20 protein-coding genes are annotated in these 21,552 nt (G+C 60.2%); 8 read left to right on the top strand and 12 right to left on the bottom strand.

Annotation, left to right across the window (positions count from 1 at the left end; genetic code table 11):
- Nucleotides 1-85: 85 nt before the first annotated feature.
- Together SIB92_RS16500 and ade are read right to left on the bottom strand one after the other, a co-directional pair.
- Complete coding sequence (locus tag SIB92_RS16500; protein ID WP_412553066.1) at nt 86-1,558, bottom strand: AMP nucleosidase; 1,473 nt, start codon at nt 1,556-1,558, stop codon at nt 86-88.
- Nucleotides 1,555-3,363 (bottom strand): adenine deaminase, encoded by a 1,809-nt coding sequence (gene ade, locus SIB92_RS16495; protein WP_412553065.1) that lies wholly within the window; start codon nt 3,361-3,363, stop codon nt 1,555-1,557. Before ade ends, SIB92_RS16500 begins: the two co-directional genes overlap by 4 nt.
- Nucleotides 3,364-3,555: 192 nt before the next feature.
- On the opposite strand from ade, the gene SIB92_RS16490 reads away from it, so the two are divergent.
- Nucleotides 3,556-4,311 carry a class II aldolase and adducin N-terminal domain-containing protein gene (locus SIB92_RS16490; protein ID WP_412553064.1) on the top strand — a complete coding sequence of 252 codons (756 nt, stop codon included), beginning with the start codon at nt 3,556-3,558 and terminating at the stop codon, nt 4,309-4,311.
- On the opposite strand, the gene SIB92_RS16485 is transcribed toward SIB92_RS16490, so the two are convergent.
- The gene (locus SIB92_RS16485; protein WP_412553063.1) at nt 4,308-5,252 is read right to left on the bottom strand and encodes a GlxA family transcriptional regulator; all 945 of its coding nucleotides are present in this window, start codon (nt 5,250-5,252) and stop codon (nt 4,308-4,310) included. The genes SIB92_RS16490 and SIB92_RS16485 overlap by 4 nt on opposite strands.
- A 75-nt stretch (nt 5,253-5,327) precedes the next feature.
- Here SIB92_RS16485 and SIB92_RS16480 point away from each other — a divergent pair, with 75 nt between their 5' ends.
- The 5 genes from SIB92_RS16480 to SIB92_RS16460 all read left to right on the top strand — a co-directional run bounded on the left by SIB92_RS16480 (nt 5,328) and on the right by SIB92_RS16460 (nt 10,775).
- On the top strand, nt 5,328-6,488 hold the full coding sequence (locus SIB92_RS16480) for an acyl-CoA dehydrogenase family protein (RefSeq protein ID WP_412553062.1): 1,161 nt from the start codon (nt 5,328-5,330) through the stop codon (nt 6,486-6,488).
- 66 nt (nt 6,489-6,554) lie between these two features.
- A complete protein-coding gene (locus SIB92_RS16475; protein WP_412553061.1) occupies nt 6,555-6,836 on the top strand; it encodes a SelT/SelW/SelH family protein in 282 nt (93 codons plus the stop codon).
- Between the two features lie 166 nt (nt 6,837-7,002).
- The gene (locus SIB92_RS16470; RefSeq protein ID WP_412553060.1) at nt 7,003-9,030 is read left to right on the top strand and encodes an acetate--CoA ligase family protein; all 2,028 of its coding nucleotides are present in this window, start codon (nt 7,003-7,005) and stop codon (nt 9,028-9,030) included.
- Nucleotides 9,027-9,812, top strand: coding sequence for a carnitinyl-CoA dehydratase (locus tag SIB92_RS16465; protein WP_412553059.1), 786 nt, complete (start codon nt 9,027-9,029; stop codon nt 9,810-9,812). The genes SIB92_RS16470 and SIB92_RS16465 overlap by 4 nt, the downstream gene beginning before the upstream one ends.
- 105 nt (nt 9,813-9,917) lie before the next feature.
- The gene (locus SIB92_RS16460; protein WP_412553058.1) at nt 9,918-10,775 is read left to right on the top strand and encodes an SDR family oxidoreductase; all 858 of its coding nucleotides are present in this window, start codon (nt 9,918-9,920) and stop codon (nt 10,773-10,775) included.
- 62 nt (nt 10,776-10,837) lie between these two features.
- Here the strand turns inward: SIB92_RS16460 and dxs are convergent, their stop codons facing one another.
- Genes dxs through SIB92_RS16430 form a run of 6 tightly spaced genes read right to left on the bottom strand, consistent with a single transcriptional unit; the run spans nt 10,838 to nt 16,095 of the window.
- A complete protein-coding gene (gene dxs, locus SIB92_RS16455) occupies nt 10,838-12,766 on the bottom strand; it encodes a 1-deoxy-D-xylulose-5-phosphate synthase (RefSeq protein ID WP_412553057.1) in 1,929 nt (642 codons plus the stop codon).
- A 15-nt stretch (nt 12,767-12,781) separates the two neighbouring features.
- Entirely contained in the window at nt 12,782-13,651 is an 870-nt protein-coding gene (locus SIB92_RS16450; RefSeq protein WP_412553056.1) for a polyprenyl synthetase family protein, read from the bottom strand.
- Between the two features lie 27 nt (nt 13,652-13,678).
- Nucleotides 13,679-13,921: an exodeoxyribonuclease VII small subunit gene (locus tag SIB92_RS16445; RefSeq protein ID WP_412553055.1), complete on the bottom strand. Its 243-nt coding sequence runs from the start codon at nt 13,919-13,921 to the stop codon at nt 13,679-13,681.
- Nucleotides 13,918-14,853, bottom strand: coding sequence for a histone deacetylase family protein (locus tag SIB92_RS16440; protein WP_412553054.1), 936 nt, complete (start codon nt 14,851-14,853; stop codon nt 13,918-13,920). Before SIB92_RS16440 ends, SIB92_RS16445 begins: the two co-directional genes overlap by 4 nt.
- Before the next feature lie 46 nt (nt 14,854-14,899).
- Entirely contained in the window at nt 14,900-15,601 is a 702-nt protein-coding gene (locus SIB92_RS16435) for a response regulator (protein ID WP_168590801.1), read from the bottom strand.
- Nucleotides 15,598-16,095, bottom strand: a complete 498-nt coding sequence (locus SIB92_RS16430; protein ID WP_294116707.1) for a MarR family winged helix-turn-helix transcriptional regulator — start codon at nt 16,093-16,095, stop codon at nt 15,598-15,600. Before SIB92_RS16430 ends, SIB92_RS16435 begins: the two co-directional genes overlap by 4 nt.
- Before the next feature lie 178 nt (nt 16,096-16,273).
- On the opposite strand from SIB92_RS16430, the gene SIB92_RS16425 reads away from it, so the two are divergent.
- Nucleotides 16,274-17,143: a branched-chain amino acid aminotransferase gene (locus SIB92_RS16425; RefSeq protein WP_412553053.1), complete on the top strand. Its 870-nt coding sequence runs from the start codon at nt 16,274-16,276 to the stop codon at nt 17,141-17,143.
- A gap of 51 nt (nt 17,144-17,194) precedes the next feature.
- Here SIB92_RS16425 and SIB92_RS16420 read toward each other — a convergent pair whose 3' ends face one another.
- Nucleotides 17,195-18,697, bottom strand: a complete 1,503-nt coding sequence (locus SIB92_RS16420) for a malonate--CoA ligase (protein WP_412553052.1) — start codon at nt 18,695-18,697, stop codon at nt 17,195-17,197.
- 119 nt (nt 18,698-18,816) lie between these two features.
- Here SIB92_RS16420 and SIB92_RS16415 point away from each other — a divergent pair, with 119 nt between their 5' ends.
- A complete protein-coding gene (locus SIB92_RS16415; RefSeq protein ID WP_168590805.1) occupies nt 18,817-19,740 on the top strand; it encodes a DMT family transporter in 924 nt (307 codons plus the stop codon).
- Between the two features lie 5 nt (nt 19,741-19,745).
- On the opposite strand, the gene SIB92_RS16410 is transcribed toward SIB92_RS16415, so the two are convergent.
- Together SIB92_RS16410 and aroC are read right to left on the bottom strand one after the other, a co-directional pair.
- Nucleotides 19,746-20,417 carry an HD domain-containing protein gene (locus tag SIB92_RS16410; protein ID WP_412553051.1) on the bottom strand — a complete coding sequence of 224 codons (672 nt, stop codon included), beginning with the start codon at nt 20,415-20,417 and terminating at the stop codon, nt 19,746-19,748.
- Entirely contained in the window at nt 20,417-21,523 is a 1,107-nt protein-coding gene (gene aroC, locus SIB92_RS16405) for a chorismate synthase (RefSeq protein ID WP_412553050.1), read from the bottom strand. Before aroC ends, SIB92_RS16410 begins: the two co-directional genes overlap by 1 nt.
- Nucleotides 21,524-21,552: the final 29 nt, after the last annotated feature.

Raw genomic sequence — 21,552 nt, 5'->3', positions numbered from 1 at the left:
ATTTAACGGGATGTTGTGGGTGAACACAATAAATTGTGTGCCAAAAAACGAGGTTTTTAAGGGTTTTCCACAGATTTCCGTAGGGTCAGAGGAAGGCTGTCTCATCAAATGAGCGCAATTTCCGCGAATGTAGCCGTTCCAGAGGCATTTCGCGTAAGCTTTCCATGGCGCGGATGCCAATCAGCAAATGCCGCGCGACCTGTGTCTTATAGAAGTCTGACGCCATGCCGGGAAGCTTTAATTCACCATGAAGCGGCTTGTCGCTGACACACAAAAGCGTCCCATACGGCACCCGGAATCGATAGCCATTCGCGGCAATTGTCGCACTCTCCATATCCAACGCAATGGCGCGGGATTGGCTCAAACGCTGCACCGGCCCTGTATGCTCCCGCAGTTCCCAGTTCCGGTTGTCGATGGTGGCCACCGTGCCGGTCCGCATCACCCGCTTCAGCTCAAAGCCAGACAGTTCGGTCACCTCAGCCACCGCGCTTTCCATGGAGGTCTGCACTTCGGCCAGCGCCGGGATCGGCACCCAGATTGGCAGGTCATCATCCAACACATGGTCTTCGCGCAAATAGGCATGCGCCAGGACAAAATCGCCCAGGCTTTGCGAGTTCCGCAAGCCCGCGCAATGCCCAACCATGATCCAGGCATGTGGGCGCAGCACCGCAATGTGATCCGTGGCGGTCTTCGCGTTGGAAGGCCCCACACCGATGTTCACCAAAGTGATGCCGGAGCCATCTTCCCGCTTGAGGTGGTAAGTCGGCATCTGAGGCTGCTTATCGACCGGAGCAATCGGCGTTTCCGCGTCCGAAATCTCCACGTTCCCGGTGCTGACAAAGCTGGTGTAACCCGAGTTGGGATCATCCAGCATCTGCCGCGCATAAGCTTCGAACTCGGTCACATAGAACTGGTAGTTGGTGAACAACACGTGGTTCTGGAAATGCTCTGGATCGGTGGCCGTATAATGACTCAACCGCGCCAAAGAGTAATCCACCCGCTGCGCGGTGAACGGCGCCAGTGGGGCCACGCCATTGACCTCTGCCGTGCCATTCACAATGTCATCGTTTGTGGTCGACAGGTCCGGCACATCAAAGATGTCACGCAGGGTGAAATCCGCCGCTCCCTCTTGAGGCACAGTCATGTCGCTCTGCGCCGCCACCGCAAAATGCACCGGAATTGGCGTTGCGGAAGCGCCAATCACCACCGGCACGCCGTGGTTTTCCAGCAAAAGCGCGATCTGCTGTTCCAGATAGTTCCGGAACAAATCCGGCCGCGTCACGGTGGTGGCATGCACCCCCGGCTCGGCCACGTGGCCAAAACTCAGCCGGCTGTCGATCTGCGCAAAGCTGGTCGTGGTGATCCGGATCTCAGGGTAAAACGCGCGAATGCGATGCCCATCCGGCCCTTTGCGCAGTGCGCGGCGGAACTGATCGCTCAGGTAGGTGGTGGCAATCTGATACAGCTCTTCCAGACGCGCCACAGCGGCTTTGGCATCTGTAAAAGCTTCAGGGGCGGGGACAGCGGGGGAATGCACGGGAATATTCTGTGGAGTCATTGCGCAGCCTTGATCACCTCTGTCATTTCAAATTTGGTCACATCCACCAGCCCCAGGTCGGAAATCCTCAATTCCGGGATTACCACCAGAGCCAAAAGCGAATGTTGCATATAAGCGTTGTTCAGGGTGCAACCGCAAGCCTCCATCGCTTCGACCATCTTCTGCGCCTTGGCCGCAACTTCTGTTGCGGGCGCATCTGACATCAAGCCTGCGATCGGCAACTCGACCAACGCCAGCTCTTCGCCATCCTTGATCACAGTGACACCACCGCCCACCTCGCCAAGTCGGTTGGCCGCCATCGCCATCATCTCGCGGTCAGTGCCGACCACAATCATATGATGACTGTCATGGGCCACGGTGGAGGCCATCGCCACCCGTCCTTTGTAGCCAAAGCCCGACACAAACCCGTTCACCACATCGCCGGTGGCGCGGTGCCGCTCCACCAGCGCGATCTGTGACACATCCGTCTCTAAATCGCCCTGAACCACGCCATCCGTGACGGACAACTCAGCGGTCAATGCCTTGGTTGGCGCCTGGTTTTCAATCACCCCAATCACATTGGCAGTGACCTGTGTGGCACCGTCCGGCGCTTTGACCTCAAAATCTTCCGCCGTCCGCGCCCGTCCCATGTTCACCGTCTGCCGCGCATGTGCCGGCCAGTCGTAATGCGGACAATCCACCAACACCTTGCCGTCCTGCGCCACGGTCTTACCGCGAGCAATCACCTGCTCAATGGGGAGCGTTTTGAGATCTGACGTCAGGATCACATCCGCCCTCCGTCCAGGTGCAATGGAGCCCAAGTCCCGCTCCAATCCAAAATGCGTCGCGGTATTGATCGTCGCCATTTGCAGCGCCACAAGCGGATCACAGCCACAGTCAATCGCATGCCGCACCACCCGGTTCATATGCCCATCGTTCACCAAGGTGCCCGAATGGCTGTCGTCCGTGCACAGGATGAAGTTGCGCGGGTCCAAACCCTTTTCGGTGATCGCGGTAATCTGTGTTTCGACATCGTACCAGGCCGAGCCCAAGCGCATCATCATGCGCATGCCCTGACGCACCCGCGCAATCGCATCCGCCTCACAGGTGCCTTCGTGATCATCAGCTGGACCACCGGCCGCATAGGCATGGAAATCTTTACCAAGATCCGGCGACGCATAATGCCCACCTACGGTCTTGCCCGCGTTTTGTGTCGCAGCAATCTCGGCCAGCATCTGCTGGCTGCCATTGATCACCCCGGGGAAGTTCATCATCTCCCCCAGCCCAATGATACCAGGCCAGCCCATAGCCTCGCTCACATCATCCGGCCCAATTTCAAAGCCGGTGGTCTCCAACCCCGGCGCCGATGGCGCACAGCTGGGCATTTGCGTGAAGATGTTGATCGGCTGCATCAGCGCTTCATCATGCATCATTCGCACGCCTTCCAGCCCCAACACATTGGCAATCTCATGTGGGTCGGTGAACATCGTGGTCGTGCCATGACCTATCACAGCGCGGGCAAATTCTGCCGGGGTCAGCATGCCGCTTTCGATGTGCATATGCCCGTCACACAGGCCCGGGATCATAAACCGTCCGTTGGCCTCTATGATCTCTGTATCTGGCCCCTCGCAATGGCTCGCGTCAGGCCCGACAAAGGCGATCCGCCCTTCGGCCACGGCAATATCGTGATCCGCCAGCACCTCGCGGGTGTGCACATTGACCCATTGGCCTTTGCGAATGATGAGATCAGCAGGCTCGCGGCCCGCGGCCACGGCAACAAGGCGGGGGGCGACATCAGCCCATGTTTGAAAATGCGTCTGTTCCATGGCCCACGGTGCCACGGGTTTTGACCATGTTCAACCTCACCGCAGGTGAAGCTTTTACGAAATGTCCTTCAGGTGGAAACTGAAACCCAAAATTGGAACCGCCTGACCAGTCACATGTCAAAAGCGACGTCGCAAACACGCTTGACCAGCGCGCCTTGGCAATGCTCCGCTGCGCAAAACAAGGAGGCCTCCATGACCGTCGCAGAGCTGCACCCCAACATCACCCACTGGCAGGAGCGCGTCGATATGGCAGCGGCCTTCCGCTGGACCGCGCGCCTGAACATGCACGAAGGTGTCGCCAACCACTTCAGCCTCGCGGTGAACGACGACGGCACGCGATTTTTGATGAACCCCAATCAAATGCACTTTGCCCGCATCAAGGCCAGTGACCTTTTGGAAATCGACGCCAATGACCCCGAAACTCTGAAGGGCCCAAATGCGCCTGATCCCACCGCCTGGGGCCTTCATGGGGGCGTGCATCGCCACTGCCCCCACGCACGTTGTGTGATGCATGTACACTCGATATTCGCGACCGTCTTGGCGTCTTTGGCGGACAGCACCCTCCCGCCCATCGATCAGAACTGCGCCACGTTTTATGACCGCATTGTGGTGGATGACGGCTACGGCGGCTTGGCCTTTGAGGACGAAGGCGAACGCTGCGCCGCGCTCCTGACCGATCCCAAAAAGAAAGTCATGGTCATGGGCAACCACGGCGTGTTGGTGATTGGCGACAGCGTCGCGGACACGTTTAATCGGCTCTATTATTTCGAGCGTGCGGCGGAGACTTATATTCGTGCCCTGCAAACCGGCCAGCCGTTGCGGGTTCTGCCGCATGAGATTGCAGAGAAAACCGCACAGGAGCTGGAGCAGTATCCAGAACAAGATGTGCGGCATCTTGCAGAGCTAAAAGCCATTCTGGACGAAGAAGGCAGCACCTACGCCACCTAGATCCCCTTGCGCAGCGCCTGTGGCGTGGTGGCAAACTCTGCCCGAAACGCCCGCGTCATTGCCGCCGGATCGCCATACCCGCTGCGCAGCGCCACCTCGGACACGCTCAAATCGGTGTCCACCACCAGCTTGCGCGCCAGATTGAGCCGCAACCGCCGATACACCACCGCCGGCGTGGCCCCAAGCTCTGCCAACATCCGCGCGGCAAGGGTTTTCTGGGTCACACCTGCCCGGCGCGCCACCTCTGGCAAGGCTAAAGGCTCTTCCAAGTGGTCCTGCATCACGGCCAAAGCGCGGTTCACAACCCGCCCTGCTGGCGTGGCGCCGCCTTCATGGGAGCGCGCACTGTCCCGTGTCATAAACAACTGCGCCACCTCCAAAGCGAGCGCCTGTCCAAAGTCGCGACCAATCAGAAACATCACCAAATCAAACGCTGCCATGGCCCCCGAACAGGTCACTCGCGCCCCATCAATCACAAACCGCTCGCGCTCTGCTGTGACATCTGGAAAGCGCTCCGCAAAGGCAGTCAGCTCTTCCCAGTGAATGGTGGCGCGATGCCCCTCCAGCAGCCCTGCTTCGGCCATCAACCAGCTGCCCGTGTCCATGCCACAGACCGTGCCAAACCGCTTGGCTGCCGCCCGCAAGGCACTCTGCGTCTGCCAGCCCGCGTGGCCTATGAAGCCATAAGACGGCATCACAACCAGCATGTCGCCGGAGGCCTCACTGAGCCGACCATGAGGCGTCACTGGCAATTGACTCGAACTCCGCACCGCAGCGCCATCCAATGACAAAAACGCCCAGTCAAAGAGCGCTTTGCCCGACAGCGTATTGGCCGCCCGCATCGGTTCCACGGTGTTTGCCAGACAGTGGTTGGAAAACCCGTCAAACAACAGAACCCCAATCTTCTGCGGCGCAGCGGATGTATTTGACCAAATCTGCATGACCAGACGCTATTCTTGCATGATCCAGCTGGTCAAGCGCGCTCTGCTATCGACAGCCAAAGAGGGACACGCGCCATGCAGTTTGATCTGACCGAAGAACAGGAGATGATTGTCTCCACCGTCCGCAGCTTTGTGGAAAATGAGATTTATCCTCATGAGGATGAGGTCGAACGCACCGGCGAAATTCCTGAAGGTCTGGGCGAACAGATCAAACAAAAGGTCATCGACCTTGGATTTTATGCCTGTAACTTCCCCGAAGAAGTTGGCGGCGCGGGCCTGAACCACCTTGAGTTTACTCTGGTGGAACGCGAATTGGGCCGCGGTTCAATGGCCCTCACGCATTTCTTTGGCCGCCCGCAAAACATCCTTATGGCCTGCGAAGGCGAGCAGAAGGAACGCTACCTGCTACCTGCCGTGCGCGGCGAACGCATGGATGCCTTGGCCATGACCGAACCGGGTGCCGGGTCCGATGTTCGTGGCATGAAATGCAGCGCCGTGCGTGATGGCGGCGACTGGGTCATCAACGGCAACAAGCATTTCATCAGCGGCGCCGAACACGCCGACTTCTTCATTGTCTTTGTCGCCACCGGCGAAGACCAAACCCCCAAGGGACCCAAAAAGCGCATCACCACCTTCCTTGTGGACCGCGACACGCCGGGTTTCACGGTGCGCGACGGCTACAAATCCGTGAGCCATCGCGGTTACAAAAATATGGTGCTCGAGTTTGACGACTGCCGCCTGCCCGACACGCAAGTCCTTGGCGAAGTCGACGGTGGCTTTGCGGTAATGAACGAATGGCTTTACGCCACACGCATCACGGTGGCAGCCTTTTGTGTCGGCCGTGCTCGCCGCGCCTTTGATTATGCATTGGATTATGCAGCCCAGCGCGAACAATTTGGCCAGCCGATTGGCAAATTCCAGGGCATCGGTTTTCAGATCGCCGACATGATCACCGAAATCGATGCCGCTGACCTACTAACACTGTCCGCCGCAGCCCGCCTTGATCGTGGCCTGCCGTCGAACCGAGAAATTGCCTCCGCCAAGCTCTACGCCACCGAAATGCTCGCCCGCGTCACCGACGCTGCAATCCAAATCCACGGCGGCATGGGGCTGATGGATGACTACCCGCTGGAACGCTTCTGGCGGGATGCACGGGTCGAACGTATCTGGGACGGCACCAGCGAAATCCAGCGCCACATCATCAGCCGCGACCTTCTGCGTCCCTTGGGTGCCTGATGGGAACCGTTGCGTTGTCTGTGGCTCTGCGGCACAACCTCGACACACCATCGAGAGGCCTGCCACATGAAACCATCCGTCACCATCACCTATTGCGTCGGTTGCAACTGGCTGTTGCGCGCGGGCTGGATGGCGCAAGAACTGTTGTCCACCTTCAAAGACGATCTCGCCGGGGTAACCATTGCCCCAGCAGACGTGCCCGGCACCTACAAAGTCACGGTCAACCACACGGTGATTTGGGACCGCAAGCGCGACGGTGGATTTCCGGAAGCCAAAGAGTTGAAAAAACGCCTGCGCGATGTGATCGAACCGGACCGCGATTTGGGACATCTCGACCGCAACAGCTAGGGGCTGCACAAGGGTCCGCCCCCCGAAGAGTAGACGTAGAACGGGGGGCTTTCCCTGATGCGGCCCAAAGCGCTCCTGCAGAGGCCGCCCTGCCACCCTTCCGCATCGTGGTTAAGAAAGGGTTACCACATCTAGAGGCCTGTCATGGCAGCCCGGAGGCATGGCCATGACACGTGATCTGTCTCGCCTGATCCGCCCCAAGTCCATTGCCGTTGTTGGCGGCGGCGCGTGGTGTGCCGAAGTTATCCGACAAACGGAAAAGATTGGTTTTAACGGCGCCATTTGGCCTGTGCACCCCAAATCATCGGATGTTGCCGGACACAAAGCTTACCCCTCCATCGACGCATTGCCCGCATCGCCAGACGCAACCTTCATTGGCATCAACCGCCGCGCCACAATCCCGATTGTGAAGGACCTCGCGGCCAACGGCGCGGGCGGCGCGGTGTGTTTCGCATCCGGCTTTTCTGAGGCCGTTGCCGAAGACGCTTCCGGCAATGAACTACAAGCAGACCTTGTGGCCGCCGCCGGTGACATGCCGATCCTCGGCCCCAACTGCTACGGTCTTATCAACGCGCTGGACGGAGCCGCGATTTGGCCGGACCAGCACGGTTGCAAACGATTGGACAGCGGCGTCGCCATCCTTACGCAAAGCTCCAACATCGCGATCAACCTCACCAACCAGCAGCGCGGCGTGCCCATTGCCTATGTCGCCACCTGCGGAAACATGGCGCAGCTCAACCAAGCCGACATCGCTGCAGCCTTCCTTGATGATCCGCGTGTCACTGCGCTTGGCCTGCATATCGAGGGCTTCACCAATTTGCGCGCGTGGGAAGCGCTGGCCGCCAAAGCCCACGCCAAAGGAATCCCGGTTGTGGTTTTGAAAGTTGGCGCCAGCGACGAAGCCCAGGCCGCCACCGTCAGCCACACCGCCTCACTTGCCGGCAGCGACACCGGAGCCGCCGCGCTGATCACACGACTGGGCTTTGCCCGCGTACATGACCTACCGGTGTTTTTGGAAACCCTGAAGCTGCTGCACCTGTCTGGCCCGTTGTCCACGCCCACCATCGCTTCAATCAGCTGCTCTGGCGGCGAGGCCAGCCTGATGGCCGACACGGCGCTTCACAGCGGCCTCACCTTCCCGACCCTGACAGACGAACAGCGCACACAATTGGCCGACGCCCTCGGCCCCATGGTCGCCCTGGCCAACCCCCTAGACTATCATACCTATATCTGGCGCGATGCCGACGCGATGACCCAGGCTTGGTCCGCCATGATGACGTCGGACGTCGGTCTTACGTTTTCCGTTGTGGACTATCCGCCAGAAAACCGCACCGATTGGGATTGCGCCACCGACGCCGCCATCAAAGCCCACAAGACCACCAGCCGTCCAATGGCCGTGGTTGCATCCTTACCGGAACTTCTGCCAGCCGATGTGACGCAAACCCTGATCGAGGGCGGCGTCGTGCCCATGCACGGCCTGCGCGAAGCCATCTCTGCTGCTGCCGCGACCACGCAGATTTCCGCCCCTGAAACCGCCCCATTGGCGCTCGCCCCTACTGCGCCGCCTCAAGCGGCTCAAGTGCTCACAGAGCACGAAGCCAAAACCGCGCTCGCCACCCACGGCCTAGACACCCCGCGCAGCGTTGCAGTGGCCGGCACGGATACTCTCGCCGAAAAGGCCGGACAACTCACGCCGCCCTTGGTGCTCAAGGGCCAGGGTATCGCACATAAAACCGAAGCCGGCGCAGTTAAGCTCAAACTCATAGCCGCTGACTTGCCAGCCGCCGCGAAACACATGCCGACCAACAGTTTCCTGATCGAGGAAATGATCGATGACGGCGTCGCAGAGCTGCTCATCGGTGTGACCCACGATCCAGCCCATGGCTTTGTGCTCACCATCGCCGCGGGCGGCACCCTGACCGAAGTGTTGACAGACAGCGCCTCGCTCCTGATCCCGGCCAGCCACGAGACAATCCGAGATGCCTTGTCATCACTCAAAATCGCGCCGCTGCTCACAGGCTATCGCGGTGCGCCGCCCGCCAACATCAACGCCATTCTGCGAGCCATAGACGCGCTGCAAGCCTACGTGCTTGCCAACCTCGACAGCTTGCAAGAGGCTGAGATCAACCCGCTGATCTGCACGCCCACCCGCGCGGTGGCCGCAGACGCGCTGATACGAAAGGACATGTCATGACTGACGGCCCGGTCAAAACCCGCCGCGACGGCGCTATTCTCGAGGTCACACTCGATCGCCCCAAAGCCAACGCCATTGATCTTGTGACCAGCCGCATCATGGGAGAGGTCTTCCGTGATTTCCGAGACGATCCGGACCTGCGCGTTGCCATCCTCACAGGGGGTGGCGAGAAGTTCTTCTGCCCCGGGTGGGATCTGAAAGCCGCCGCCGATGGGGATGAAGTTGATGGTGACTATGGTGTCGGTGGCTTTGGCGGCCTGCAAGAACTGCGCGACATGAACAAACCAGTGATTGCCGCTGTAAACGGCATCGCCTGCGGCGGTGGCTTGGAGCTAGCGCTGTCCGCCGACATGATCCTCGCGGCCGACCACGCCACCTTTGCGCTGCCTGAAATCCGCTCCGGTACGGTGGCCGATGCCGCCTCGGTGAAACTGCCCAAGCGCATCCCCTACCACATCGCTATGGAGCTCCTGCTCACCGGACGCTGGTTTGACGCCGACGAAGCGCACCGCTGGGGGCTCATCAATGAAATTGTGCCCGCCGACAAGCTGATGGACCGCGCTTGGGAGCAAGCCCGCTTGCTGGCCTCCGGCCCCCCTTTGGTTTACGCCGCCATCAAGGAAATTGTCCGTGACGCCGAGGATGCCAAATTCCAGGACGCCATGAACCGCATCACCAGGCGTCAGCTGCGCACCGTGGATGTGCTTTATGACAGCGAAGACCAGCTGGAAGGCGCGCGTGCTTTTGCCGAAAAACGCGATCCGGTCTGGAAAGGAAAATAGACCAAGGCTAGATCTTTAGGCATCGGCCAGTCCTCCACAGCGCTGTGACAATTATTCACCGCGCTGCCTCTTGTGCCTGTCCAACTGCAAGCGCAGAGTATCCACATGACCAAGACCCTGCTTTCGCTCGGCCACGGCTACACCGCCCAGGCCCTCGCCACCCGTCTTCTTCCGCAAGGCTGGACCATTCTCGGCACCTACCGCGACCCCGCCCAAGAGGCCGACCTACGCGCCCAAGGCATCACGCCGCTGCAGTGGCCGATCGATTTTGACACCGCCCTCAAAGGCGTCACCCATGTGCTGACTTCCATCCGTCCGGACAAAGACGGTGATCCGGTTTTGCGCCTTGGCAAGGACGCGCTCCTGAACGCCGCGACCAATCTGGAATGGGTCGGCTACCTCTCCACCACCGGCGTCTACGGCGACATGGACGGCGGCTGGGTCGACGAGGACACCCCGCTTGATCCCGGCGGCCACCGCGGCAAAATGCGTGTGCTCGCCGAAGCGGAATGGCAGGCACTGCCAGATCTACCGCTGCACATCTTCCGCTTGGCAGGCATCTACGGCCCCGGCCGCGGCCCCTTCGCCAAACTGCGCAATGGCACCGCCCGCCGCATAATCAAGAAAAATCAGGTGTTCTCCCGCGCCCATGTCGATGACATCGCCCAAGTGTTAGAAGCCTCCATGAAGGCCCCCAATGTGGGCCAAATCTACAACGTCTGTGATGATAGCCCGGCCCCACCGCAGGACATCCTCGCCTACGCCGCCGAGCTTCTGGGCATGGACCCTCCCCCGGAAATCCCGTTCGAAGAGGCGGAGATGACCCCGATGGCGCGCAGCTTCTATTCCGACAGCAAACGCGTGCGCAACGACCGCATCAAAGAGGAACTCGGTGTGGTCCTGAAATACCCAAACTACCAAGATGCTTTGAAAGCCATGCTGGACGAAGAAACCGCCACCTAGGCGCTTTCTCTTTCTGCAAATACCTCGGGGGTGCGGGGGCTGCCCCCCGCTCCAATCCAGTCTTAGGCGCGCTTGCTGTCCAGCGTTGTGATGCCGAGCGCGTCCAACACCTTGGCTTCGATGTGCTCAGCGTTCATCGCCGCCACATCATACATCGCCTTCGGGCTGGCCTGATCAATGAACGTGTCCGGCAGCACCATCGAGCGATACTTCAGCCCGCCATCAAAAGCGCCTTCTTCCGCCAACAACTGCGCCACATGGCTGCCAAACCCGCCAACAGCGCCCTCTTCAATGGTGATCAGCGCCTCATGCTTGGCCGCCAGATCCAGGATCATGTCGCGGTCCAAAGGCTTGGCAAACCGCGCGTCGGCAATCGTCGGAGTGATGCCCCGCGCCGCTAGCGCCTCTGCCGCCTTACGGGTCTCTTCCAAACGGGTGCCAAAGGACAACAGCGCCACGCGGCTGCCCTCCTGCACCACACGACCTTTACCGATCTCCAGAACTTCACCGCGCTCCGGCAGCTCAACCCCGACGCCTTCGCCGCGCGGGTATCGGAAGGCAATCGGACCGTCGTCATAGGCCGCCGCCGTGGCCACCATATGTTTCAGCTCGGCTTCATCCGCCGCCGCCATCACCACCATACCCGGCAGGTTGGCCATAAAGGCGATGTCAAAACTGCCCGCATGGGTGGCCCCATCCGCACCAACCAGCCCTGCACGGTCAATCGCAAAACGCACCGGCAGGCGTTGTATCGCCACATCGTGCACCACCTGATCATAGCCACGCTGCAGGAAGGTCGAGTACATCGCGCAGAACGGCTTCATGCCCCCTGCTGCCAGAGCGGCGGAGAATGTCACGCCATGCTGTTCGGCAATCGCCACATCAAAACACCGGCTCGGATAGCGTTCGGCAAACAAGTTCAAGCCTGTGCCATCCGGCATCGCCGCCGTCACCGCGCAAATTCGGCTGTCCTCAGCCGCTTCCTCAACCAGCGCATTGCCAAACACCGAGGTATAACTCGGTGCATTGGAGGGCGCTTTGTGCTGCTTACCGGTGGGCACATCAAACTTCGCGGTGGCATGGCCTTTGTCGCGCGCCGCCTCGGCAGGGGCGTAGCCCTTGCCCTTCTTGGTGATCACATGCAGCAGCACCGGTCCGGTCGCGCGCTGACGCAACGTGCGCAGCAATGGCAGGAGTTGGTCCATGTCGTGGCCATCAATCGGCCCAACGTAGGAAAAGCCCAGCTGCTCAAACAGCGTGCCACCGACGGTCATGCCCTTAAGCACATCTTTGGCCCGTTTGGCGCCTTCGCGGAACGGTTCCGGCAACAGGCTCACCGCGCCTTTGGCGGCAGACTTCAATTCCTGGAACGGCTCACCGGCATAAAGACGGGACAGATATTCGCTCATCGCCCCCACAGGCGGCGCAATCGACATATCGTTGTCGTTCAGGATCACAAACATGCGCTTGCCGAGATGGCCTGCGTTGTTCATCGCCTCATAGGCCATGCCCGCCGTGATCGACCCGTCGCCAATCACCGCAATCGCATCGCCCAGGCCGCCGTCACACTGTCCGCCCAGATCACGCGCCACCGCAAAGCCCAGCGCCGCCGAAATCGAGGTCGAACTATGGGCCGCGCCAAAGGGGTCAAACACGCTTTCGCTGCGCTTGGTGAAGCCGGACAGGCCGCCTTCCTGACGCAGGGTGCGAATCCGATCGCGGCGACCGGTCAAAATCTTATGCGGATAACACTGGTGGCCCACATCCCAGATCAGCTTGTCACGCGGCATGTCAAACACCGCGTGCAGCGCCACGGTCAGCTCCACCACGCCCAATCCTGCGCCCAAATGCCCGCCGGTTTCACTCACAGCGGAGATCGTTTCAGACCGCAGCTCATGCGCAATTTGCGTCAACTCACTGTCAGAAAACCGTTTTAGGTCTTCCGGCAAGTTCACTTGATCCAACAATGGGGTCTGGGGTCTCGCTGACATAGGCGCGCCTTCCGGTTAGCTGTCCCGCGAGATAACGAAACGCGCCGCCTCCCGCAAGGTATCCGCATCTTTACCGTAAACGGAAAGCGCCTCACATGCATCCGTCACAAGGTCGCGGGCCCGCTGTTTGGCGCCATCCAATCCCAACAACGACACAAAGGTCGCCTTCCCGGCATTGGCATCCTTGCCAACGGCTTTGCCAACCTTCTCGGCATCGCCTTCCACATCCAGAATATCATCCGCTATCTGAAACGCTAAACCAAGGTCCAGCGAATAGCGCATCAACGGTTCAATGTCCGCCTTGCCCATCACAGCCCCCGCCGTAGCAGACCAGGCAATCAACGCTCCGGTCTTGCCCGCTTGCAAGCGGGTGATTTCCTGCAAGGTCAGCGGAACCGGTGCGGTCTCCGCCGCAATATCCAACGCTTGACCCAACACCATGCCCTGCGCCCCGGCTGCGCGCGCCAGCGAAACTGTCAACTCCGCACGCACCGCCGGATCTTCGTGACAGTCCTCCCGGCTTACACATTCAAACGCCAGCGTCTGCAAGGCATCCCCTGCCAGCACAGCAGTGCATTCGTCCCACTTGATATGCGTGGTCGGCAGCCCCCGCCGCATATCATCGTCATCCATACACGGCAGGTCATCATGCACCAGTGAATAGGCGTGCATCGCCTCGATTGCTGTCGCCGGCCAAATCGCATGTTTGGGATCAACCCCATGCAACCGCGCGCTTTCCAGCACCAGAAACGCCCGCAGACGCTTGCCACCCGCACTAGCGTAGCGCATGGCGTCCACCACCGGCAGATCTCCAAACGGCGCCATCACCTCAAGCAGATGGGCCTCCACCTGCGTGGCGGCCTCTTTCAAACGTGTCTCAAACATTGCGGCCCCTGCGGCTGACGGATTGGCTTACATGCCCTCAACCGGTGTCAAACCGGCCGGGTTGCCATTGCCATCCAAAGTGATCGCCGCGACCTTTTCTTCGGCCTCTTTGAGCTTCGCCTCACAGCGGGCCTTCAACGCCGCGCCACGCTCATACAGCGCAATGGATTTCTCCAGCTCCACGTCGCCGCGCTCCAACTGGCCCACAACCTGCTCCAGCTCGCGCATTGCCGCTTCAAAGCTCATCTCTTCAACAGGTATGTCGCTCATCCGGCTCTCTCCATCAAAACCTCAACATGCGCCGCCACCGACGCTGCCAAAGCGTTCAGATCATATCCACCTTCCAAAGTCGAGACCACCCGCCCGTGACAGTGTTTATCCGCCAGGTCACAGAACTTATGCGTCAGCCAGACAAAATCCGCCTCGGACCATTCCAGCTGCGCCAAGGGATCGTCCTTATGCGCATCAAACCCCGCCGACAGGATCAGCAATTCTGGTTTAAATGCCTCCAAGGCCGGAAACACTTCCGCCTCATAGGTCGCCCGCATCAGCCGCCCGTCACTGTGTGGCGGCAACGGCAGGTTCATTACGTTGTCCTGCGCACCCGTTTCCTCTGGCATACCAGTGCCCGGCCACAGCGGATTTTGATGACTGCCAATGAACAGGCTACGCGGCTCGTTCCACAAAAGCGCCTGTGTACCGTTGCCGTGGTGCACATCAAAATCCACCACCGCCACACGGCTCAGCCCGTGACGTTCCAGAGCATGTTTGGCCGCAATCGCTGCCGTACCAAACAGGCAAAACCCCATCGGCTTGCTCTGCTCCGCATGATGTCCGGGTGGACGGCACGCCACAAAGGCATTGCTCACCTCACCCGCCAGCACCGCATCCACCGCCGCCAGACAGCCGCCAACCCCGTGCCGCGCCGCCAATGTGGACCCCGGCGACATAAAGGTGTCTTCGTCCAACGAAATGATGCCACTCTCCGGCTCCGCCGCTGTGATGGCTTCCAGATGGCTCTGCGGATGGCACAATAGAATATCCGCGTCCGAACACGCTGGCGCCTCACGTCGATCCAACCCGTCAAACTTGGCCGCCTTTAGGGCCGCCTGAATATGCTCGATCCGCGCAACCTGCTCCGCATGGCCCGCAGGTGTCTGGTGCTGCAACGAACTCTCGTGACTGAACAACGCTGTGGCCATGCCACTCCCCCCCAATTCTATGTGCTGTGCGTGCTACGCCGCCTGATCAGTCCGGCGCCAGCATGTACCCCGCCCCGCGCACCGTTTGCAGGTAACGTGGCTGTTTCGGGTCTTCCTCGATCTTGCGCCGCAAACGGGTGATTTGCACATCCACCGCCCGCTCCTGCGCCTGACCTTTGTCCCTGCCCAACTCCTCCACCAGCTTGCCGCGGCTCACGGCCTCGCCCGGTGTTTTGGAGAAGATTTTCATCAGCTGGCTCTCAGTGGCGGTCAGGCGCACAGGTTCCTCGCCCTGCCACATCTCGCCGCGATCAATATCATAACGAATGCCCCCCAGATGCAGCACCTTGGGCACCGTGGAGGCCTCATCCACCTCCGGCATCCGCCGCAGAATGGCATTGATCCGCAACAGCAACTCTTTGGGCTCAAACGGCTTGGCCAGATAGTCATCTGCCCCAGCCTCAAGTCCCGTAATCCGATCTTCGGTCTCACCTTTGGCGGTCAACAGCATGATCGGTGTCTGCGAGGTCTCGCGAATACCACGGGTCAGGCTCATGCCATCTTCGCCCGGCATCATCACGTCGAGCACAATCAGGTCAAAATCCAACCCCGACAGAATCCGCCGCGCATGCGCCGCGTCGCGGGCTGCCGACACCAAAAACCCATTTCGCATCAGGAACTTCCGCAGAAGCTCCCGAATACGCTCATCATCATCCACAATCAGCAGGTGGGGATCGATGTCTTTCATTTGCCTGACTCACGCAGTGACAGATATTGCCGTTTCATTTCACCTTCCATCATCGCCTCAAGCACCCGCCGGAACCCGGCCACATCCTCCGGTCCCGCCTCGCGAAACGCCGTGCGCATCCGCACCCGCTGCGCGTCCGACAAGCGATGCTCCAACGCCGTGCCTTCTTCGGTCAAAAACAGGTTCCGCTCCCGCCGATCAGACGTGCCCACGCGACTTTCCACAAGCCCATCTTCAATCAAAGTGCGCAACACACGATTGAGTGACTGTTTGGTCACCCCCAGAATGTCGAGCAAGTTGGTCACAGTGGTGCCCGGCGCGCGGTTGATGAAGTGAATTGCGCGATGATGCGCCCGCCCATAGGCCATGCTCTCAAGGATTCGGTCCGGATCGGCGGTGAAGCCGCGATAGGCAAAATACATCGCCTCAATCCCCTGCCGCAGCTGCTCATCGGTGAGATAAAGCAGGTTCTCACTCCGAATTGGATCGCTCATTTGGCCCTCCAGCATCACAATTGACAGGTTTGCCCGTCACAATACGTCAGCTTTGTTGACACTCCAAGCGCTAACTGGTAGCGAATCGCAGGTTTTGCGCAATTTTATGACCGTTTCGGCCATATGACGCGCAACAAATGGAAAATTGAAAGCCCTTTGGCAAGCGAAAGGAACGACCATGGCTGGTGCATATGACGATCGTGACGGCGTCATCTGGATGGATGGCGAGTTTGTTGACTGGCGCGAGGCCAAGGTCCACGTCCTGAGCCACGCGCTGCATTACGCAAGCTCCGTCTTTGAAGGCGAACGTGCCTACAACGGCAAAATTTTCAAGAGCAAAGAGCACAACGAACGCCTGTTCAAATCTGCCGAAGCTCTCGACATGCCGATGCCGATCTCTCTGGAAGAGCTCGAGGCGGCCAAGCAGGAAACCCTGAAGAAGTCCGGCCTTGAAGACGCCTATGTGCGTGTTGTTGTATGGCGCGGCTCCGGCGAAGACATGGGTGTCGCTTCTGCGGCCAACCCTGTCCGCGTTGCCATCGCGATCTGGCCTTGGGGTGCCTACTATGGCGACGCCAAAATGCAGGGCGCCAAGCTCGACATCGCGGAATGGAAACGCCCAAGCCCGGAAACCATCCCGGTGCACGCCAAGGCGGCAGGTCTTTACATGATTTGCACCATCTCCAAGCACAAGGCAGAGGCCAAAGGTTGCTCGGACGCCCTGTTCATGGACTACCGTGGCTATGTGGCCGAGGCGACCGGCGCCAACATCTTCTTCGTGAAAGACGGCGAAGTGCACACGCCAACCCCGGATTGCTTCCTGAACGGCATCACCCGTCAGACCGTGATTGGCATGCTGAAAGACAAAGGCATCAACGTGATCGAGCGTCACATCATGCCAGAGGAACTCGCTGACTTTGAGCAGTGCTGGCTGACCGGCACCGCCGCCGAAGTGACCCCAGTGGGCCAGATTGGCGACTACACCTTTGAAGTGGGCGACATCACCCGCGACATCGCCGAGTCCTACGAGAAACTCGTGCGCGCGTAAGCTGCTCAACAGATCAAATCGAAGCGGGGGCCAATCGGCCCCCGTTTTGCATTAGGAGAACAGCCCCGCGTAGCTCTCGCGCAGCGCCTTCTTCTGCACCTTGCCCATGGTGTTGCGGGGCAGCTCGGGCAGAAAGATCACCTGTTTGGGCTGTTTGAACTTCGCCAGGCTCACCGACAACGGCCCACTCACTTGCGCCTCGGTCAAAGTGGGATCAGAGCGCACCACCACGGCCACCACCGCCTCACCAAAATCCGCGTGCGGCACACCAATGACTGCGCTTTCGAGCACGCCATCCAGATCATCAATCAGCGACTCGATTTCCTTGGGGTACACATTGAACCCGCCGGTAATCACCAGATCCTTGGAGCGCCCCACGATGGTCACGTAGCCATCGCCGTCCACCTTGGCCAAATCCCCCGTGATGAACCACCCATCCGGCAACAGTTCTTCCGCTGTCTTTTCCGGCATCTGCCAATAGCCCTGAAAAACATTGCGCCCGCGCACTTCCAGGACACCAATCTCACCCTGCGCCACCTCTGCGCCGTCCGCGCGAATCCGTGCCTCGACACCCGGCAACGGGAAGCCCACTGTGCCAGCCCGCCGCTCACCCTCATAGGGATTGGACGTGCTCATATTGGTTTCGGTCATGCCATAGCGCTCAAGAATCCGGTGCCCGGTGCGCGCTTCCCATTGCTCATGTGTATCGACCAACAGCGGGGCAGAGCCGGAAATGAACAACCGCATATTGGCCGCTAGCTCTTTGGTCAGCCGCGCGTCTTTCAACAGCCGTGTGTAAAACGTCGGCACGCCCATCAGACTGGTTGCCTTAGGCATGGCGTCCAAAATCGCATCCGCATCAAACTTCGCCAGGAACACCACCGAGGCGCCTGACAGCAGCGCCACATTGGTGGCCACAAACAGCCCGTGCGTGTGGAAGATTGGCAAGGCGTGGATCAGCACATCCTCTTTGGTGAACCGCCAATAATCCCGCAACGTCTCAGAATTGGACAGCAGGTTATCATGGCTCAGCATCGCGCCTTTAGAGCGCCCCGTGGTGCCCGAGGTATACAAGATTGCTGCCAGATCATCCGCGCCGCGGGCCACCGGCTCAAACCCGGTTTGACCATCGGCCAGATCGGTCAGGCTGCCCTGCCCAGCGCCATCCAGCGTCAGCACCGCTGCGCCTTCAGCAATCGGTACAATCTCTTCCGCTTTAGCAGGATCACAAACCACCACACGCGGCGTGGCATCTCCAAGGAAATAAGCCACCTCAGAGGTCGTGTAGGCCGTGTTGAGCGGCAGAAACACGCCACCCGCCATAACCGTGCCGAGATAGAGCTGGATCGCCTCAATCGTCTTCTCCACCTGCACCGCCACGCGGTCTCCGGATTGCACACCCTGGGTGACCAAAGCCGCCGCCATACGCTCTGCACCGGCAAACAGACCGCCAAAAGTCACCGGATCGCCTCCTGGCACCTCGGCAAACACCTCACGCCCGCGCCCCTCCGCAGATGCGCTCAGCGCGGCTATCAAATAGTTGTCCTGATACATGGCGGCCCCTCCGTAGTTGGCACGGACCTTTCCCGCTCCCCCGCCAAAGATCAAGCCCGCCTTGTCATTCCTGCGCCCCTGCGCCACAGTCCGGCCAACCCCAACCACCGGACCTCCCCATGCAGCCGCTCAAAGGTATTGCCTTCAAGATCACCGCCATCGCGCTCTTCTCCGTTATGGCCGCGCTGATCAAGGCCACCGCGGATGACGTGCCCGCGGGCGAAGCTGTGTTCTTCCGGTCCTTCTTTGCGATGTTTGTGATCTTCGGATGGCTCATTCAGCGTGGAGAAATGCCACAGGGCCTGCGCGTGAAAAACGGCATGGGCCATGTCTGGCGCGGCGTGATCGGCACCACCGCCATGGCGATGAACTTTGCCGCACTGGGGCTCCTGCCCCTGCCCGAAGTCACCGCCATCGGCTTTGCCACACCGCTGATGATTGTGATTTTTGCCGCCATGTTCCTTGGCGAAGAGGTCCGCGCCTTTCGCCTGACCGCCGTCGGCATCGGACTGATCGGCGTCACAGTGGTGCTCTGGCCGCGCCTAACCATCTTTGACGCGGATCAGGCCTCTGCCATGGCCACCGTTGGCGTGATGCTGGTGCTCGGCTCTGCGGTCTTTGCCGCCCTCGCGCAAATCCACATCCGGAGGTTGGTCCAAACCGATCAGACCTCCGCCATTGTGTTCTACTTTTCGCTGACGGCGTCTTGCCTGTCCCTGCTGACCATCCCCTTTGGCTGGGTTGTGCCCACTTGGGAACAGGCCGCAATGCTGATTGGCGCAGGTCTGATCGGCGGCGTGGCCCAGATCATGCTGACATCAAGCTATCGCTTTGCCCCTGCCTCGGTTGTGGCCCCGTTTGACTACGTCGCCATCTTGTTTGCCATCCTGATCGGCTACGTCTGGTTCTCGGAAGTGCCCACAGCACAGATGCTGATCGGCGCGTCCATCGTCATCGCTGCAGGCATCCTGATCATCTGGCGGGAACGGCAACTGGGCCTCAAGCGCGGCAAGGCCCGCCCCGGCGTGACCCCACAAGGCTAGGCAAGCTACGCCCAGCTCTCCGGTAGTACACGCCCCAGTTCGCCTGCCAATACCTGCGCATAGGCGCGCATTTCGGCCACCCGTTCTTGGGCTGTCAGCTTGCCAGCCAGAGTCATCATGCCCTCTGACAACCGGAACAACTTCACCGGCCAATGATCCAGCGCCCAGGCGCTGTCATCAAGCGCGCGATGTTCGGCAAACGGGTCGTTCTCGTCGTACAAAGCCCGACCCAAAGCCCCGCCCACCGCAAAGGTGCGCGCAATGCCAATCGCGCCCAGCGCGTCTAGCCGGTCGGCGTCCCGCAAAATCCGCGCTTCCAACGACTTTGGCTTCAAGCCAGCAGAGAAACTATGCGTAGCAATTGCATGCTGCGCCGCTGCCACCTCGTGATTGGTAAAGCCATGGCTGCGCAAAATCGGTGCCGCTGCACTCGCTGCCATGGTACTGGCCCGCGCGCGGTGTGGCGAATCCTTGGGCAGGTTCACCAGATCATGCAGGTAGCTCGCCCCCAGCAGCACCCGCAAATCGGCCCCGCCTTCCGCCTCCGATAATGCCTGCGCCGTTGTCCAAACCCGATCCAGATGCGCCAGATCATGCGCGCTGTCCTGCGCCATGCGCTCCGCCGCTTCCGCGCGCAGAGCCCCTCTCAGGTCGCTCAGATCAACGCTGTCCAGCATCAGCCAATCTTGCCTTGGTTCTCGCCCACCTGACCGCGATGCAGCAACAGGTGATCCAGGATCACACAGGCCATCATCGCCTCACCCACCGGCACCGCACGAATGCCCACACAGGGGTCATGCCGACCTTTGGTGATCACCTCGGTTGGACTGCCATCAATCCGGATCGACTGGCGTGGCGTGAGGATCGAGCTGGTCGGCTTCACGGCAAAGCGCACGACCACATCCTGACCGGTGGAAATCCCGCCCAGAATGCCGCCCGCATGGTTGGAGGAGAACACCGGCTGGCCGTCATTGCCCATGAAGATCTCATCGGCATTTTCGGAACCCTTCAGCCCCGCCGCCGCCATGCCTTCGCCAATCTCCACGCCTTTCACGGCGTTGATCGACATCATCGCCGCCGCCAGATCAGTGTCGAGCTTGCCATAGATCGGCGCGCCGATCCCGGCAGGCACATTGCGCGCCACAACTTCGATCACGCCGCCCACACTGTCATGCTCTTTGCGCAGCGCCTGAAGATAGTCTTCCCACTCCTGCGCCACATCCGCCGCCTGCGGAATCCAGAAATCATTGCGGTCAATCGCGTCCCAATGGAAGTTCTCGCGATCAATCTCCATCGCGCCCATCTTGGTCATATACCCTTTGATCTCAAGATTGGGCGCAATCGCCTTGATCGCCTCACGCGCAATGCCACCGGCGGCCACACGCGCGGCGGTTTCACGGGCAGAGCTGCGCCCGCCGCCGCGATAATCACGATTGCCGTATTTCATGTGATAGGTGATGTCTGCGTGGCCCGGACGGAAGGTCTGGCTGATCTCGCCATAATCCCGGCTGCGCTGATCGGTGTTTTCGATCATCAACTGGATCGACGTGCCGGTGGTTTTACCCTCAAACACACCGGACAGGATTTTCACCGCATCAGGCTCATTGCGCTGTGTGGTGTTCTTGTTCTGACCGGGGCGGCGCTTGTCCAGCCAATGCTGCAACATCGCCTCATCCACCGGCACCCCCGGAGGGCACCCATCCACCGTCGCGCCCAGCGCAGGCCCGTGGCTCTCACCCCAAGTGGTGACGCGAAAAAGATGTCCAAAGCTATTCATCGACATGCGGCAACTCCCGTTTCACCGCACCTGTA

The sequence above is a fragment of the Shimia sp. MIT1388 genome (assembly GCF_047124445.1).
Taxonomy (GTDB): Bacteria; Pseudomonadota; Alphaproteobacteria; order Rhodobacterales; family Rhodobacteraceae; genus Shimia.
The sequence above is the reverse complement of the archived record's forward strand: the minus strand, read 5'-3'. Positions and strand labels throughout refer to the sequence as shown.